Annotated in this window: 15 protein-coding genes; 6 read left to right on the forward strand and 9 right to left on the reverse strand. The window is 69.0% G+C overall.

Features of this window, described 5'->3' with window-relative positions; all coding sequences use genetic code 11:
* Window positions 1-6: 6 nt before the first annotated feature.
* From F8M74_RS26720 to F8M74_RS26730, 3 genes are all read right to left on the reverse strand, one after another.
* Complete coding sequence (locus F8M74_RS26720) at window positions 7-816, reverse strand: carbohydrate ABC transporter permease (RefSeq protein ID WP_141255162.1); 810 nt, start codon at window positions 814-816, stop codon at window positions 7-9.
* Window positions 813-1,691, reverse strand: a complete 879-nt coding sequence (locus F8M74_RS26725) for a carbohydrate ABC transporter permease (protein WP_141255161.1) — start codon at window positions 1,689-1,691, stop codon at window positions 813-815. The genes F8M74_RS26720 and F8M74_RS26725 overlap by 4 nt, the downstream gene beginning before the upstream one ends.
* A 118-nt stretch (window positions 1,692-1,809) precedes the next feature.
* Window positions 1,810-3,090, reverse strand: a complete 1,281-nt coding sequence (locus F8M74_RS26730; RefSeq protein WP_141255160.1) for an ABC transporter substrate-binding protein — start codon at window positions 3,088-3,090, stop codon at window positions 1,810-1,812.
* Between the two features lie 243 nt (window positions 3,091-3,333).
* Here F8M74_RS26730 and F8M74_RS26735 point away from each other — a divergent pair, with 243 nt between their 5' ends.
* The 4 genes from F8M74_RS26735 to F8M74_RS26750 all read left to right on the forward strand — a co-directional run bounded on the left by F8M74_RS26735 (window position 3,334) and on the right by F8M74_RS26750 (window position 7,296).
* Complete coding sequence (locus F8M74_RS26735; protein ID WP_140857975.1) at window positions 3,334-3,753, forward strand: STAS/SEC14 domain-containing protein; 420 nt, start codon at window positions 3,334-3,336, stop codon at window positions 3,751-3,753.
* A gap of 94 nt (window positions 3,754-3,847) precedes the next feature.
* Entirely contained in the window at window positions 3,848-4,261 is a 414-nt protein-coding gene (locus tag F8M74_RS26740) for an STAS/SEC14 domain-containing protein (protein ID WP_171410306.1), read from the forward strand.
* A gap of 382 nt (window positions 4,262-4,643) precedes the next feature.
* Window positions 4,644-5,933: a cytochrome P450 gene (locus F8M74_RS26745; RefSeq protein WP_141255158.1), complete on the forward strand. Its 1,290-nt coding sequence runs from the start codon at window positions 4,644-4,646 to the stop codon at window positions 5,931-5,933.
* A gap of 310 nt (window positions 5,934-6,243) precedes the next feature.
* Window positions 6,244-7,296: a fatty acid desaturase family protein gene (locus F8M74_RS26750; protein WP_141255157.1), complete on the forward strand. Its 1,053-nt coding sequence runs from the start codon at window positions 6,244-6,246 to the stop codon at window positions 7,294-7,296.
* Between the two features lie 89 nt (window positions 7,297-7,385).
* On the opposite strand, the gene F8M74_RS26755 is transcribed toward F8M74_RS26750, so the two are convergent.
* Entirely contained in the window at window positions 7,386-8,402 is a 1,017-nt protein-coding gene (locus F8M74_RS26755; RefSeq protein ID WP_141255156.1) for a DUF4846 domain-containing protein, read from the reverse strand.
* Window positions 8,403-8,519: 117 nt separating this feature from the next.
* On the opposite strand from F8M74_RS26755, the gene F8M74_RS26760 reads away from it, so the two are divergent.
* On the forward strand, window positions 8,520-9,122 hold the full coding sequence (locus F8M74_RS26760) for a CDP-alcohol phosphatidyltransferase family protein (RefSeq protein ID WP_090495622.1): 603 nt from the start codon (window positions 8,520-8,522) through the stop codon (window positions 9,120-9,122).
* A gap of 10 nt (window positions 9,123-9,132) precedes the next feature.
* On the opposite strand, the gene F8M74_RS26765 is transcribed toward F8M74_RS26760, so the two are convergent.
* Both F8M74_RS26765 and F8M74_RS26770 read right to left on the reverse strand, forming a co-directional pair.
* Window positions 9,133-9,354, reverse strand: coding sequence for a hypothetical protein (locus F8M74_RS26765; RefSeq protein ID WP_228560361.1), 222 nt, complete (start codon window positions 9,352-9,354; stop codon window positions 9,133-9,135).
* A gap of 69 nt (window positions 9,355-9,423) precedes the next feature.
* Window positions 9,424-10,068 carry a hypothetical protein gene (locus F8M74_RS26770; protein ID WP_163884576.1) on the reverse strand — a complete coding sequence of 215 codons (645 nt, stop codon included), beginning with the start codon at window positions 10,066-10,068 and terminating at the stop codon, window positions 9,424-9,426.
* A 273-nt stretch (window positions 10,069-10,341) separates the two neighbouring features.
* Here F8M74_RS26770 and F8M74_RS26775 point away from each other — a divergent pair, with 273 nt between their 5' ends.
* Window positions 10,342-11,661 (forward strand): thioredoxin domain-containing protein, encoded by a 1,320-nt coding sequence (locus tag F8M74_RS26775; RefSeq protein ID WP_141255154.1) that lies wholly within the window; start codon window positions 10,342-10,344, stop codon window positions 11,659-11,661.
* Between the two features lie 12 nt (window positions 11,662-11,673).
* Here F8M74_RS26775 and F8M74_RS26780 read toward each other — a convergent pair whose 3' ends face one another.
* The 3 genes from F8M74_RS26780 to F8M74_RS26790 form a co-directional block, all read right to left on the reverse strand.
* Window positions 11,674-13,254 carry a carboxypeptidase-like regulatory domain-containing protein gene (locus F8M74_RS26780; RefSeq protein WP_141255153.1) on the reverse strand — a complete coding sequence of 527 codons (1,581 nt, stop codon included), beginning with the start codon at window positions 13,252-13,254 and terminating at the stop codon, window positions 11,674-11,676.
* Window positions 13,255-13,326: 72 nt separating this feature from the next.
* The gene (locus F8M74_RS26785) at window positions 13,327-13,677 is read right to left on the reverse strand and encodes a DUF2845 domain-containing protein (protein WP_228560359.1); all 351 of its coding nucleotides are present in this window, start codon (window positions 13,675-13,677) and stop codon (window positions 13,327-13,329) included.
* A 58-nt stretch (window positions 13,678-13,735) separates the two neighbouring features.
* Window positions 13,736-14,827 carry a 2-oxoglutarate and iron-dependent oxygenase domain-containing protein gene (locus F8M74_RS26790; protein ID WP_141255151.1) on the reverse strand — a complete coding sequence of 364 codons (1,092 nt, stop codon included), beginning with the start codon at window positions 14,825-14,827 and terminating at the stop codon, window positions 13,736-13,738.
* Between the last annotated feature and the right edge of the window lie 130 nt (window positions 14,828-14,957).

Below are 14,957 nucleotides of genomic sequence, written 5' to 3' on the forward strand. Positions count from 1 at the left end.
CACCCACTACTCCTTCACCGCGCCCGCGGTGAGCCCGGACACAATCCGCCGCTGGAACAGCACCGTCAGCGCCACCAGGGGCAGCGTGGCCACCACGGAGGCCGCGGCAATCTCCCCCCAGGGCTCACGGTACTCGCTGGCGAACAGGCTGATGGCCACGGGCACGGTGCGCTTCTCCGGCGTGGAGAGGAACGTCAGCGCGTAGAGGAATTCATTCCACGCGAAGATGAAGACGAGAATGGCCGTCGTCGCCAGTCCCGGCGCGGCCAGGGGCAGCAGCACCTGCCGGAAGGCCTGGAACGGCGTGCAGCCATCCACGCGCGCCGCGCGGTAGAGCTCGTCGGGCAGCGCGCGGAAGAACGACGTCAGCACCCACAGCGTCAGCGGCAAAGCGAACGTCGCATACGGCAAGGCCAGTCCCACCAGGCTGTCTCGCAGCCCCACCGTGCGCAGAATCAGATACAGCGGACTCACCGTGGCAATCGGCGGGAACATGCTCACCGCCAGCGCCGCGCTCAGCAGCAATCCCTTGCCACGGAACTCCAGCTTCGCCAGGGCGAACGCCGCCGCGGCGCCCACCGTGAGACAGAAGCCCGTGGTCAGCGCCGCCACCACCAGCGAGTTCAACACCACGCGCAGGAAGGGCCGGCCCCACAGGACGCTCGCGTAGTTCTCCAGCGTCAGGTGCGAAGGCAATGGCCGGGTCAGCTCGCCATCCGGCCACAGGCTCGTCAGCACCTGCCAGCAGAAGGGCCCCAGGAAGAAGGTCAGGAACGCCACCACCGCCAGCGCGGTGCCCAGCCCCGGCCGCTTCATCGCGCCGCCTCCTCGCGCCCCAAGAGCCGCAGCCACACCGCCGCCAGCAACACCACGCACAGGAAGGTCGCCACCGACAGCGTGCTCCCGTACCCGAAGTCCCCCGAACGCATCAGCGTCTTGTACGCGTAGATGCTCAGCGTCTCCGTCGTGTTCGCCGGCCCGCCCTCCGTCAGCACGTAGATGGCGTCGAACACCCGGAACGCATCCAACGAACGGAACAGCAACGCCAACAGCAGCGCCGGCTTGAGCAACGGCAGCGTTATCAAGACAAAGGTCCGCCACGGCGAAGCCCCGTCCACCCGCGCCGCCTTGTACAGGTCCTCGGAGATGCCCTGCAGGCCCGCGAGTACCAACAGCGCCACGAAGGGCGTCGTCTTCCACACGTCCACCAGGATGGCCGCGTGCAACGCATACCCTGGTGCCCCCAGCCAGTTGATGTCCTGCCCGGGCAACAGCCGGTTGATGACGCCGTACTCGGGGTTGAACATCCACGCCCACAGCCGAGCGCTCACCACGGTGGGAATCGCCCACGGCACCAGCACCGACGCGCGCAGCAGCCCCCTTCCAGGGAACGCTTTTTGGAGCAGCAACGCCAGCGGCACCGCGAGCAACAACTCCACCGTCACCGCCACGGCCGTGAAGTACGCCGTGTTTCCCAGCGCCGCCCAGAAGCGCGAGTCCCCCAGCAGGTACGCGTAGTTCTCCAGCCCCGTGAAGCGCCGCTCGCCAAAGACGAGGATGAAGCGGTGCAGGCTCAGCCACACCGCGGCGAGGATGGGGTACAGCGCCACGCCCCCCAGCACCAACACCGCCGGCGCCACCAGCAGGTAGGCCTGCCTCCGCTCCCGCGCCAGCGAGCCCCTTGGATTCATCGCCGAGCCTCCCACGGCGGAGCCGCCCCCACCCGCGAGCCGCACGCATCCAAGGCGCGACCACCCGCCGTCATCGAGCCAGCGCGCCGCTCCCCTCCTCCGCTGAAACGGTGCGTGCTCACGGCCCCTCCCCCGTCAGATGGTCCACCTGCCGCTGCGCGCGCTTCAACGCAGCCTCGGGCGTGCGCAGGCCGGCCACGGCGGCGGAGAACTCGCTCTGGAGCACATCCGAAATCAGATTGTAGTACGGCGTCACCGGCCGCGGCTTCGCGCGCTCCACCATGGGCAGCAGCCCGGCGATGAACGGCGCCTCCTCGCGCAGCCGCGCATCCTGATACACGGCAGGCCGAGGCGGGTTGCGCGCGTAGTTCAGCGCCAGCACCCGGTTGGCCTCCGGGGACGTGAGGTGCGCAATCAGCCGCGCCGCCAGCTTCCGCCGCTCCGGCGACACATGGGCATTCACAGCCAACTGCCACCCGCCCAGCGCCCCCGAACCCGGCTCGCCGCTCACCGTCGGCAACGGGGCGATGCCCACCTTGCCGCGAATGGGCGAGTCCGGCTTCTGCGCCTCGCTCCACGCATACGGCCAGTTGCGCATGAACACCGCGCGCCCCTCCTGGAACACCCGCCGCGACTCCTCCTCCGAGAAGCCCGTCACCGTCGCGGGTGACACCCCGCGCTCCACCAGCCCTCGCAGATACGCGAGCGCCTCGCGCGCGGGCACGTCATCCAGCAGCACCCGCCCATCCTCCGACAGCGCCCGGCCGCCGTGCCCCCACAGCGCCTCGTACACATTGCAGGACAGGCCTTCGTACTGCCTCCCCTGCCACACGTAGCCCTGGAGCCCGGGCGTCTTCGCCATCGCCTCGCGCGCGAAGCGCTCCAGCTCCGCGTAGGTGCGCGGCGCGCGCGGCACCAGGTCCGTGCGGTAGTAGAGCAGCCCCACGTCCAGGTACCAGGGCACCGCGTACGTGCGCCCCTCCACCACCACGGCCTCCACGGGGCCGGGGAAGAAGTCCTCGCGCAGTCGCTCGGGCGGGAACTCCGCGGACAGGTCCGCAATCCACCCAGCGCGCGCGAACTCGGGCACCCAGACGACGTCCGCCACCAGCACGTCGAAATCCCTCGCCCCACCCTCCAGCGACGTGAGGAAGAACTGGTGCGCCAGGTCGGACGCGTTGGGCAGCGCCTCCGTGACGAGCTCCACCCCTGGATTCTCCCGCTCGAAGCGCGCCAGCAGCTCGCGGAACGGCTCCGGCGGCCCCCACAGCGGCTGATACTTGAAGACCAGCCGCGTGCGGCCCCCGGCCTCGCCCGCCGCGTCCTGCCGCCGGCAGCCCCAGACGCCCAGGCCCACGACGAGGCCCAGCGCGAGCACGATGGAGGAGACGCGTCTCATGCGCGGGCATGACTCCAGCCACACCCACCCCCGTCAAGCCCGGGAATCCGGGGTCGGTCCGCGCGTCAACATCCCGGAAGTCTTGCGCACTGAATGAAAACAAACCTTCCAGACATCCATGCGCGTCCCGCAAAAACAATCACGCCCGATGAGTCATCATGAACCAAGGGAGAGCCACGATTCGCTTGGACGCTGTCTCAGCGGTATTCTCATCCAGGCAGGAACAACTGGGAGGGGGAAGCGATGAAACAGCAGCCTCGGGATTGGCAGTGCGGAGCCCACCGGGCCCACTTCGAGGAGCCAGACACCCTGGTCGCGGAGTTCAACGGACTCATCACCCTGGAAGAGGTGAAGGAGACGGTGGCGCTCTACCAGCAGACGGCCACCGACCACGGTCAGTACTACCTCATCGCGGACATCGGCCGCTCGCAGCTCGAAGCAGCCGGCCGCCGGTACATGTCGGAGAAGGCCAGCTCCGACTGGTACCACGCCATCCTCTACGTCGGCGCCGACATCGTCATGCAGACCTTCGTCAAGGCCATTGCCCTGGCGCTGCTCTTCACCGGCAAGTCGACCTTCGAGACGGTGTTCGTGAAGACGCAGGACGAAGCCCGCGCCTGGGTGGCCCAGCACCGGCTCCGGCTCAAGAGCAAAGCAGGATAGCAGGTCGGGAATTCCACGCCCAAATTGACAGGCATGCATCTCGCGCTATTCCCTGGTGAGCGTTATGCTCACCAGGGTTTCTGGAGGGAGTGACATGCAGCAACTGGAATGGAAATTCGGTTCCCACTCGGTGCGCTACGAGGCGCCCGACGTCGTGCAGGCGACCTTCGTCGGTCCCATCGACCTGGATGAAATCAAGCGCGCGGTCGACGTGTACGGGGAGATTGCCCAGCAATACGGGCCCTACTACCTGATCGCCGACATCGGCCGCTCCCAGTTGGGCGCGGAGCCCCGGCGCTACCTGTCGGAGAACGGCAAGGCGGACTGGTTCAAGGGCACCGTGTACGTCGGCGCGGACGTGGTGCAGCAGACCTTCGGCAAGGTCATCGCGCTGGGCATGCTCTTCACCGGCAAGGCGCGCTTCGAGACGACCTTCGTGAAGGACCACGAAGAGGCGCGCGCCTGGGTGGCCCAGCACCGCCAGAAGAACAAGAAGAAGCTGGGCTGAGCCTCCGCCCGATTCCCCCCCCTCATGCCCTGGAGTCCTGACCACCGCCATCCGGTGGGCACGCTCCAGGTGCGCCCTCAGTCCGCCCGAATGGCGCGCTCTGAGTGAACCTCCGCACACTGTCCGGCCCTGGTCGCATTTTTACTGGAATCAAACGTCAACACTAAAAACCAGTGAAGATGAAAAAGTGTGCCCTTACTGGCAATAAAGCCAGGATTCGTTGTATAGGCGGATTAGGGGAGCCCCACCCTGCCCGGTCGTTCCTCGCCGGCTCCCCACACCCCTGACCCACCGCCTGTAGGGGCCTGGCCCCTCCATTGCCATTCACCCGTTGCAGACGAAACGCGTGCCGGGGGGCCGCGCTCGTCTGGCGAGCCACGCCATGCCTGTGTCCGTGCAGAAGCAGGAAGAGACCGGAGTTCCAGCCCACGCGTCCGCGGGCCGTTGTCCCCACCTGGGTGCCCAGTACAACCCGTTCACGGGCCCCCACGCGGAGGACCCGCACGCCTTCTTCGAGAAGCTGCGCAAGGACGAGCCCGTCAGCTTCAGCCCCATGCTGAACATGTGGCTGGTCAGCCGTTACGAGGACATCTCCCAGGTGCTGAAGAGCCCGGCGCAGTACTCCAACCGGGACATGCTGGCGAGCGGCACCCACCTCACGGACGAGGCCAAGGCCGTCCTGGACCAGGGCTTCCCCACCGCGCACGTGCTGCTGGGCATGGACCCCCCCGAGCACACCCGCCTGCGCCGCCTGATGAACCGGGGCTTCACCGCGCAGCGCATCGCCGGCATGGGCCCCTTCATCCAGGAGATGGCCACCACCCTGGTGGACCGCTTCGCCCAGGAGGGCCAGGCGGACCTGGTGCAGCAGCTCGCCTGGCCGCTCCCCGTCCACGTCATCCTCGGCGTCATGGGCGTACCGCAAGAGGACGTCTGGAAGATCAAGCGCTGGAGCTCCGACTGGCAGCAGCTCGTCTTCGAGTACGTGGCCCCCGAGCTCCAGGTGGAGATGGCGAAGGGCGTCATCGAGTTCCAGCAGTACTGCATCCGCCTCATCGAGGACCGGAAGAAGAACCCGCAGGAGGACCTCACCAGCTACCTGGTGGCCGTGGAGAGCGACGGCGAGGCCCTGACGATGCACGAGCTGGTCATGGCCGTGGGCGCATCCATGCTGTCGGCCGGCCATGAGTCCACCACCGCGCTGATGGCCAACGCCTGGAAGCTGGCCCTGCAGCATGGCCTGTGGCAGCGGCTGCGCGACAACCGCGACCTGGTGCCGAAGTTCCTCGAGGAGTCCAGCCGTTACGACTCCGTCTCCCACGCCATGATTCGCACCGCGAAGGAGGACGTGGAGCTGAGCGGGGTGAAGATTCCCCAGGGCTCGCGCCTGCTGCTCCTCTTCGCCGCCGGCAGCCGGGACGAATCCCTCTGCCCCCATTCCAGCAAGCTGGACGTGGACCGGGAGAAGGTGCCGCAGCACCTCACCTACGGCCGCGGCACCCACTTCTGCCTGGGCGCGCCCCTGGCCCGGCTCCAGTTCGAAATCACGACCAACATCCTCCTGGACCGGCTGCCGGACCCGAAGCTCGTCCCCGGCCAGGACTTCGGCACCTGGCAGAGCCTGGTGCTGCGGCAGATGAAGCACCTGAAAGTGGAGTGGACCCCCACCTGAGCCCACCCACCCGGGAGTGAACGAGGGCCTGGCGACCAACACCGGTCTCCAGGCCCTTGTCATGTCCGGAGCCCCGCGGTTTCCAGCGCCGAGCGGACGATTTCCTACAAAGAAGGGTAGAAACCCACCCCACTTCGAGTGAATGGGCGGGACAAATCAGACCCCCATGGGGTACAGGATGACCCGAATAGGCGCGCTCACTCTGGAACACGTGCATTCCAGAAAGAATTTTCTTGCCTCACCACCCATTTCCGCGCGAAAGAGTCCAGGAACACCCTGCTTCCGAGTAAAGCAGAAGGAGCCCCCCGACATGTACGCTCAAGTGGTGGATGAGGCCGACATTCAGTACGCGCACCGAGTGGACCGCAAGGCGCTGGCGGCCATCACCCGGGAGATGTCGAAGGTGAACAATGGTCGTGCGCTGTGGGCCATGGCCTCTCAGTGGCTGGTCATCGTGGCGGCATTTGCCTTCGTTCTATTCGTGGACCGCTGGTGGGCCTGGCCGCTGGCGGCGGTGCTCATCGCCACCCGGCAGCACGCGCTGCTGGCGCTGATGCACGAGGCGGCGCACTACCACTTCCTGTCCAACCGCAAGGTGTCGGACGTGGTCAGCGATCTGCTCTGCGCCTTCCCGCTGAACATGACGACGGCGGGCTACCGGCACGAGCACATGCTGCACCACCGCTACGTGAATACGCCGAAGGACCCGTACCTGGCCGGCCAGTTGGTGGACGCCTCCTGGCACTTCCCCCGCACGCCGATGCGCGCCACGGCCGTCTTCCTGGCGGATGCGCTGGGCCTGTACGCCCCCAACCACCTGAAGGTGGTGCTGCCCTGGACGTACTGGGGCCGCCTGGTGGGCCGCGCCCAGCCCCGCATCTCCGCGGGCGAGCACCTGCGCTACTGGCTGTACGTGGCCACGCTCGTCACGGTGCTGGTGACGACGGGCGCGTGGCTGCACTGGCTGCTCTTGTGGGTGCTGCCGACGACGACGGTGATGATGGCCTTCTTCCGGATGCGCGCCCTGGGTGAGCACCCCATCGAGGAGACGAAGTCCGGTGACGAGACGCGCGAGACGCGCGACGTGCTGGGCACCGCGCTGGAGAACTTCTTCATCGCGCCGCTCAACGTGAATCTGCACCTCACCCACCACGCCTTCCCCTCCGTGCCCTTCTACAACCTGCCCGCCATGCACGCGCAGCTCGACAAGGCCGGCCTGCTGGAGAACGGCGTGAACCAGTTCGACACGTACCTGGGCAAGGAGAACAGCCTCATCCAGTACCTCACGCGTGAGCCGGAGGCCTCCGCCGCCGCGGCCGCCGCGTCCCAGCCGTCGCGCCTGAGCCAGCCGCTCCACTCGTGAGGGTCGCCGCGAGCCAGGCCTCGCCCCGTGCCGTCCAGGTGTAGCCGGGGGGCTCCACCCAGGATGGCCGGCGAGGCTTGAGCCCGCGGTCAGAAGCGCCGCAGTGAGGACCAGGGGAAGGGCTTCCAGAAGGGCGTCACCACGTCCTCGCCCTCCAGCGGAAACCAGGGTCCGGTGTCGCCTCCCGCGGAGAGCACGTGGAAGTCCTGCGCGGGCATGAACCCCTGCCCCAGCAGCGCCACCCGCTTCCCCGCCGCGTTGGCCGCCACGTCCAGCACCAGCACCGCGTGCCCGGGACTTCCACCCAGCACGAAGAAGTCCCCGGGCCGCACGTCCTCGCGCGAGGGCCGCCCCTTGAGGGATTCCAGTGAGTGCGTGCCCGCGTAGGTGAAGACCATGTCCAGCCACGCGCGGAAGCTGGCGCGTGAGGCATCCGGCGCCGCGCCGCGCACCCACGACACCTTCGAGCCCGATACCCGCGCCCGGTCCCCTTCCGCGTACCGAGGCCACTCCGCCAGGTGCCCGCTGGTGAAGCGGTAGGCCAGGCGCTCCCGCTTGCCGCTGGCCCAGAGCCACTCCGCATGGAGGCGGATGACGGAGTCCGCGCACTGCTGGAGGTTGGCGGTGCCCACGTCCAACTCCGCCACCGCCGCCAACCGCGCGTCCTCCGGCGCCAGAATCCGCCCGCCCTGGTGACTGAGCACCGGCGTGCCGTCCGGCCGCAGCGGCAGGCCTCGCAGCCAGGCCCCGAAGGAGCCCTTCACCACCGGCACCCGCGTGTAGCCCTCCGGCGGCGCCACCGCGGCATCCAAGGGGCGCACCATCGCCTGGGCCGGCAACCATGCGTAGCGCGTCAGCTCCTCCCGCGTCGCGGGCTGGGGCTGGCCCTCCTCCGCGGCCCACCCGGACGCAGGGAGCAGGCACAAGGCCCACAAGAGCGTCCAGGCCCACGGACGAAAGCGGCCCTCGGTGGCGGGCCAGGACGGGGTGGACGAGCACGGCGAGCAGTCGAACGCGGACACGAAGCAGCCATCTCCAGGAGTCAGGGCGGCACGACAGGTGGCGCCGCGGGTTGGAGGTTTCTCACGGGCCTGGAGTTCCCTCACGCTCGCTCCAGTCCGGTCGCTCCCTGACTGCCCCGCGTTCCCGGGGGTGGGTCTACCGCTGAACGCTCGCCGCCCCCGAAACATGCGCGGCTGGGACCGAGCACTACCTTGAGTCGTATGCGCCGACAGGCGAGCCTCGCGCTGCTCAACACCTTGTCGCTGACCCGGCTGCCCCTGGCGGTGGCCTTCATCCTCGTCCCGGATGCCTGGGTTCGCGCGGGGCTCGTGGTGTTGGCCGCCTTCACGGACTTCCTGGATGGGTGGATTGCCCGGCACAAGGGGCTCGCCACGCGACTGGGCGCGCTCATCGACCCGGTGGCTGACCGCGCCTTCATGGTGACGGCCATCCTCGTCTGCTACCTCGACGGGCTCATCAGCGGGGTGGCGGTGCTGCTGCTGGTGCTGCGCGACGTCGGCACCACCGTGGGCTTCTTCGTCGCTCGACTGGCGCCCAGGCTGCGCTCGGTCGAACTGAAAGCGCGGATGCTGGGCAAGGCCGTCACTTCCTTGCAGTTGGTGACGCTGCTGTGCGTGCTGCTGTTTCCCCCCGCGGTGGTGCCCCTGGTGGCACTCATCGGCGTCCTGTCCTTCGCGTCGGTGGTGGACTACTCCCACGCGGTGCTGAAGGCCCGGGAGCGGGACGCCGGACCGCGGCGGATGAAGCCGGAGTCCGGCGGCGCGACCTCCTCGGGGTCCTCCCTGCCGCCCGTGCGCAAGTAGGGCCGCGGCGTCAGGGCTGCGCCGCCGAATCCGCGGGTTGGGCTACGGGAAGGCCCAGCACCCGGGCCCTTTCGGTGGCCATGGCGGAGCGTTCGCCCTCGCTCATCTCCATCCAGACTTCATCCATGTCGTCGAGCAGACCGTCCTCCTCGGGTGAGTCGCCTTCAGGGTGCCGGGCGCGGACGAGCCGCAGCTTGTTCAGGAGTGCACGGTAACGGTCGTAAGCAGACATGATGGGAACCTCCCCCTCGGGGACGAGCATCGGGCGTGCGACTGACGAAGCGTGGATGGGCCTGGCACCTCACTTCCCAGCCGGGGTGGAGGGGAGCACGGAAATCTCCATCGTCCGCTCTTCATCCAGCAGGTTCACCACCGCCCGGACCTGCTCGCCGGGCTTGAGCTTCCGCAAGGCGATATTGCGCCCGTCCCGGAACACCCGCGTCCGAGGGTCCACGCGCAGCGGCAGTGGCGGACCGCCCCCGACGTCGATGGCCACCTCCGTGTCGCCCACGGAGCGCACCACGCCGGTATAGACGGCATCCACCACGGCCGTCCCCGGAGGCGACGGCACGTCCGAGCCCTCGGGTGGTACGTCATTGACGACGCCCGCGGCCCCCGTTCCGCCCGTGCCCGTGTCCTGCTGGGCAGCCGTGTCCCTCCGAGGGCTCACCACCCTCGCGCCTGGAGGAATGCCCGCGCCGCCCGTGCCCGTGACTTGCCCCCGGAGCTGCGTCACCTCCTGGCGGAGCTGCAACAGCTCGGCGCGCAGTTGGTCCACCTCGCGCTGGAGCGCCGCGGCGTCCGTTGAAGTCAGGGCCTGTCCCGTTGGCGCCTGCTCCGTCCGCGCGGGCACCTGCTGTGTGCCTTGCGCCGTCGCCACGCCGCCACAGAGCAACATCGACAGCCCCACGATACCCAACACCCACAAGCTTGCCTTGCGCAGCATGAGGCCCTGACCTCCCTTCCGCTTCAAAGGTGGGGCCTGCCGGGTGACGGACAACCACGGGCCCAACCGGGATGCGCTGGGAGAGCCGCCCACCTGGCGGGCCACCGCCTGCCCCCATGGGGACCGCCAGCGGCGCGGAGATTCTTCGAGGCCGCGCTGAAACTCCCAATCGCCTCGCGTCACTCCTTGGGCGCCGGGCCTGAGCAAGCCTGGTCCGGTGGTGTCACGCGGCGGACCGCGGCGCCACGGGTGTGTCTTTTCCTGGAGAACACCATGTCCAAGTCGTCTGTCTGGGTGAGCCTGAGTGTCGGTCTGGCGTTGGGCTTCGCGGGAGGGCGCCTGGCGCGTCCCACCGAACTGGCCACGGGAACGGCCCACGCGGCCAACCTCGCGGCGAAGGCCCCCGCCCCCGGCGCGCGTCCGCGTGCGCCGATTTCGCCCACCGTCTACAAGGTGCCGGTCAATGACTCGCCGACGGCGGGAGCGGAGGACGCGCTCGTCACGTTGGTGGAGTTCTCCGACTACGAATGCCCGTTCTGCTCACGTGCGAACGGCACGGTGAAGCAACTCCAGGAGCGCTATGGCCGCAAGCTGCGCGTGGTGATGAAGCACCACCCGCTGGCCAACCACCCGCGCGCGCGGCCGGCGGCGCTGGCGGCGCTGGCGGCGGGTGAGCAGGGCAAGTTCTGGGAGATGCATGAGGCGCTCTTCACCAACTCGCGGGCGCTGAGCGAGGCCGACCTGGAGCGATACGCCATGAAGGTGGGCTTGAACATCTCGCGCTGGAACCAGGACCGCGCGGACCCGCGGCTGGCGGAGCGCATCCGCCAGGACGAAGCGCTGGCGATGCAGTTGGGCGCCACCGGCACGCCGGCCTTCTACGTGAATGGCCGCTTCATCAGCGGGGCCCAGCCGCTGGAGGTCTTCACGGGCGTGGTGGACGAGGAACTGAGCAAGGCGGAGGCCCTGGTGCGAACGGGCGTGCGGCCGACGGAGGTCTACGCGCGCACCATCTCCGCCGGAAAGGACAGCCCGCCCACGGAGCAGATGATGCCCGAGGAGCCGGCCATCCAGCAGGTGGACGTAGGCACCGCGCCGACCCGGGGCCCGGCCAACGCGCCGGTGACGGTGGTGGCGTTCTCGGATTTCGAGTGCCCGTTCTGCGCCCGCGTGGTGCCGACAATGAAGGCGCTGGAGGCCGCGTACCCCGGCAAGCTGCGGGTGGCCTTCAAGCACCAGCCCCTGGCGCAGCACGCGAACGCACAGGTGGCGGCGGAGGCGGCCATGGAGGCGCACGCGCAGGGCAGGTTCTGGGAGTTCCACGACGTGCTCTTCGCCAATCAGCGCAAGCTGGACCGGGCGTCGCTGGAGAACTACGCGCGGCAGGTGGGCCTGGACGTGGGCCGCTTCAACGCGGCGCTGGACTCGCGCAAGCATGACGCGCACGTGTCCGCGGACGTCGCCCAGGCCATGCGCGTGGGCGCAACGGGCACGCCCACGTTCTTCATCAACGGCCGTCCGGTGACGGGCGCCCGGCCAGTGGAGCACTTCCGCGCCATCATCGACGACGAGCTGCGGAAGGTGGCGCGGTAGTCGCGCAGCAGCTCACGGCTCCGAGGCCGCGACCTCTGAATCAGAGACCGCGGCCTCCGGCTCCGGCGGCCGTCTCAACACGCCCACGTTCGTCACCTCGCGGGCGTTGACGTTGAACTCCACCGTCCCAAGAGAGGTGCGCAGCACGTGTCTCCCCGGCTTCAACCCCGGCACGAAGATGCGGCCATCCAACAGCGTGTAGTGCGACGCACCGACCCACTCATGGTTGACGGTGATTGCCTCGCGGGAGCCAAAGAGGTGGTCGTCCCCGAAATCCATCATCCCGGCGACGGCGCCCGTCTCCTCCAGGTGGATGTCGACGGACACACGCTCCCCCTTCCCGCCTCGGACGACGGCGCTGCCCGCGCGGCCATCCGGCAGCCACGCGAAGATTCGCCCCGCTCCCACCCGGGGCGTCACCACGAATTCGGGGCCATCGAAGCGGACCTGCGCATGGTCCTCGGGCGAGTTGCCACACCCCCGCCCCCGTGGACCGGGCTTCTGTGACCCAATCCAGGCTCCCTTCACGGGCGTGCCGTCCGGGAGGAAGACGCGACCGGAGACCTCGAACTCGCCAGGGTCGCTGGAGTACCACGGCCACACCCTCCCGCCCTCCTCGAGCGCGGAGAAGGGGAACGCGATGACCGCCGGAGCACCGGGCGCCAGCGTCACATCCTTCCGTGCCGACACCGCCCGCCCGTTCCGGCGGCCCCACACGGAGACGGAGTGGCGCCCCGACTCGGTGATGCCCGTGAAGGTGCCGTCCTGCTGGGGCTGGAGCTGGACATTCACGTGGACGGACTCCACCGACTCCACCCCACGCCGGCGCCCCATCACCGGTTTGACGGTGACCGGAACGAACGCGCCGAGCTGGAAGTCGAACTGCCGCACCTCGCCGGCGGTCAGCTCCGCGCCCACGGACCGGCTGAGCCCCTCTCCCACAGGGGAGAAGGGCGTCATGCTGACGGGGTAGCCCGGCGTCACGCCATCCAGCGTGTAGCGCCCCTGTGCATCCGTCGTGGCCCAGACAGGCGTCATCTCCAGCAACATCGGGTCACCGTGCGCGACCAGCCGGACACCCTCCGCCGGCGTCCCGTCATGCAGGAGGACCTGCCCCTCCACGACGGCCCCTGGCGGCAACTTCAGCTCCACGACGAGCGAGCCCCCGGCGACCACTCCCACGTCCCGCTCACAGCGCTCGGAGTGACCGGCCCCCCGTGCACAGACGGTCATCACGCCCGCGCCAGGCGCCATGAAGGTCGCCGCGCCCGACGCGTCCGTCAGCGCCGTCTCGTCGGGCAACTGATGTCCCAGGCCGGACGTGAACAACCCTCGGAGGAGGGATACCCGAGCGCCCGCCAGCGGCGCACCGCTGCTCTGGGAGACAGCCCGGACCCGAATCGAATCCGCCGCGCCATCCATCGTCGGCGGCGGAAGGGGGAGCGGCGGCAGGGAGGGGAGCTGCGCGAACTCCGGAAAGGGCACCTCCACGAGCACCGGCTGCGCCGCCCGCTCCGCGCGCCACATGCCCAGGCCTCCGAGCACCGCCGCCATGGCACTCAGCCCAATGCCCCAGCGAAACCCGTGCATCATTGAACGGCCCCAGTTCCAGCAGTGGAACCGGGAGGCTATCACTCTCCGTCCGGGTGGCACATCCCGGCCCGGCTACTCGCTGCCGTAGCCCGCGCTCTGCACGTCGATGAGGCGGCCGTTCTCGAACGTCACCACCTGCATGAAGCGGCGCGGCCCGAAGTTGTAGGTCCACTCCTCGTACTCCCGGGTGACGGACCGCCGCTCCGTCGTGACGCCCCCCGTGTTCCTGTCCGGCGTCACCGAGCCCGCCGAGTCCGTCACCGTGCGGAAGCTCTTCGCCGCCGGCTCCCCACACTTGGCGAGCACCTCGGTCTTGAGCGCCCCATCCGCCACCAGCGCCTGGCCACAGCGGAGCGAGGCCGCCTCCGCCGCCACCGGCACCCCGGCCATTGAAAGCACGACCGCCAATCCAAGAGCTCGCATGGGGTGTCTCCTCTCCATTCAGGTCAACGGCGCAGGATGTCCGTGTGGGCGGAGCACGCTACGCGTAGGGGTTGTAGAACTTCGCGAACGTCGCCTTGGCGAAATCGCCGAAAGTCATTCCAGGCTGGAAGGCGCCCACCTTCTGCTCGGCGGGGTCCACGCCCTCCGGCGGACGCAGGTGCATGTCATTGTCCGGCTGCATGAACACCGCGAAGGTGGAGCGGGAGATGTTGCGGCTGGCCGGATGGGCCAGCGCCTGCACCGCGTGCGGCGTGGACCGCAGCAGCCCGCCGGTGACAATCTGGGAGCTTTCGCCAATCTGGAAGGCCAGGCTGTCCTTCGGGATGACGACCTTGCGCTCCTCGCCGGACCGCGTGCGCACGTACAGGCCCGCCTCCGGGTCCGGCACCGGGATGTCCTTGCGCGCCGGCTCCGTCGCGCCCGGCTCGGCCTCGAAGTACATGGCCGGGCAGAGCGCCGTGAGCGAGCCGTGGTCGCTGTGCCAGCCGCACCACGAGTCGCGCGTGCGCGGCGTCGCGTCCTCGTTGATGGCGAAGTAGTAGAGCAGCCGCGCCTTGCATGCGCGCGAATCACGAATCGTCCGAGCCAGCGCCGCGTCCGGTGCCAGGCGGCTGCCCAGTTTGGCCTGCACGTACTTGTCGCACTGCTCGGCGACCAGCACGCCCACGTCCACCATCCGCTGGCCCAGCGTCATGAAGGCGGGCCGCAGCTCCGGGAAGTCCGCGTCCGGCCACACGTTGGGGTGGTAGTTCTCCGGGTGCTTCTCGATGAGCTCCGCGTCGGTGTGCGGCACGTCGTACTGCGGGTTGTTGTAGTACGAGCCCTTGAACTCGTCGAACTGGCCAGGGCGCAGCAGCTCCTTCCCGTGGCTCCAGCCGAACGAGTAGCTGCTGCGCGCGTGGACGTAGCGGTCCTTCACCTCGGTGGGCAGCGCGGCGAAGCGGAAGCCCAGGGGCAGCAGGTTGTCGCGCAGCTCGGCCAGCCCGGGGATGCCCCGAACGACGAGCAGGCCAATGCCGTCATGCCCGTAGGCGCGCTCGATGGCGGCGCTCAGATCCGCGCCCTCCACGAGCTGCGCATAGTCGAGAAGAACCACTCCGTCTTTCGTTTCCGCCACGTCGCTGCTCATCCCAGGTGCCTCGTGTCTTCTCCCCACGGTGCCACACCGGCATCCGCGCCGGGCAGGGTGTGCACAGGCCACCCGTGACAAGGGAGACGGGCGCCATACTGCCCGGTTTGGGCGCATGCGTGCCACCTGC

This window comes from Myxococcus sp. CA023 (genome assembly GCF_010998615.1).
Taxonomy (GTDB): domain Bacteria; phylum Myxococcota; class Myxococcia; order Myxococcales; family Myxococcaceae; genus Myxococcus.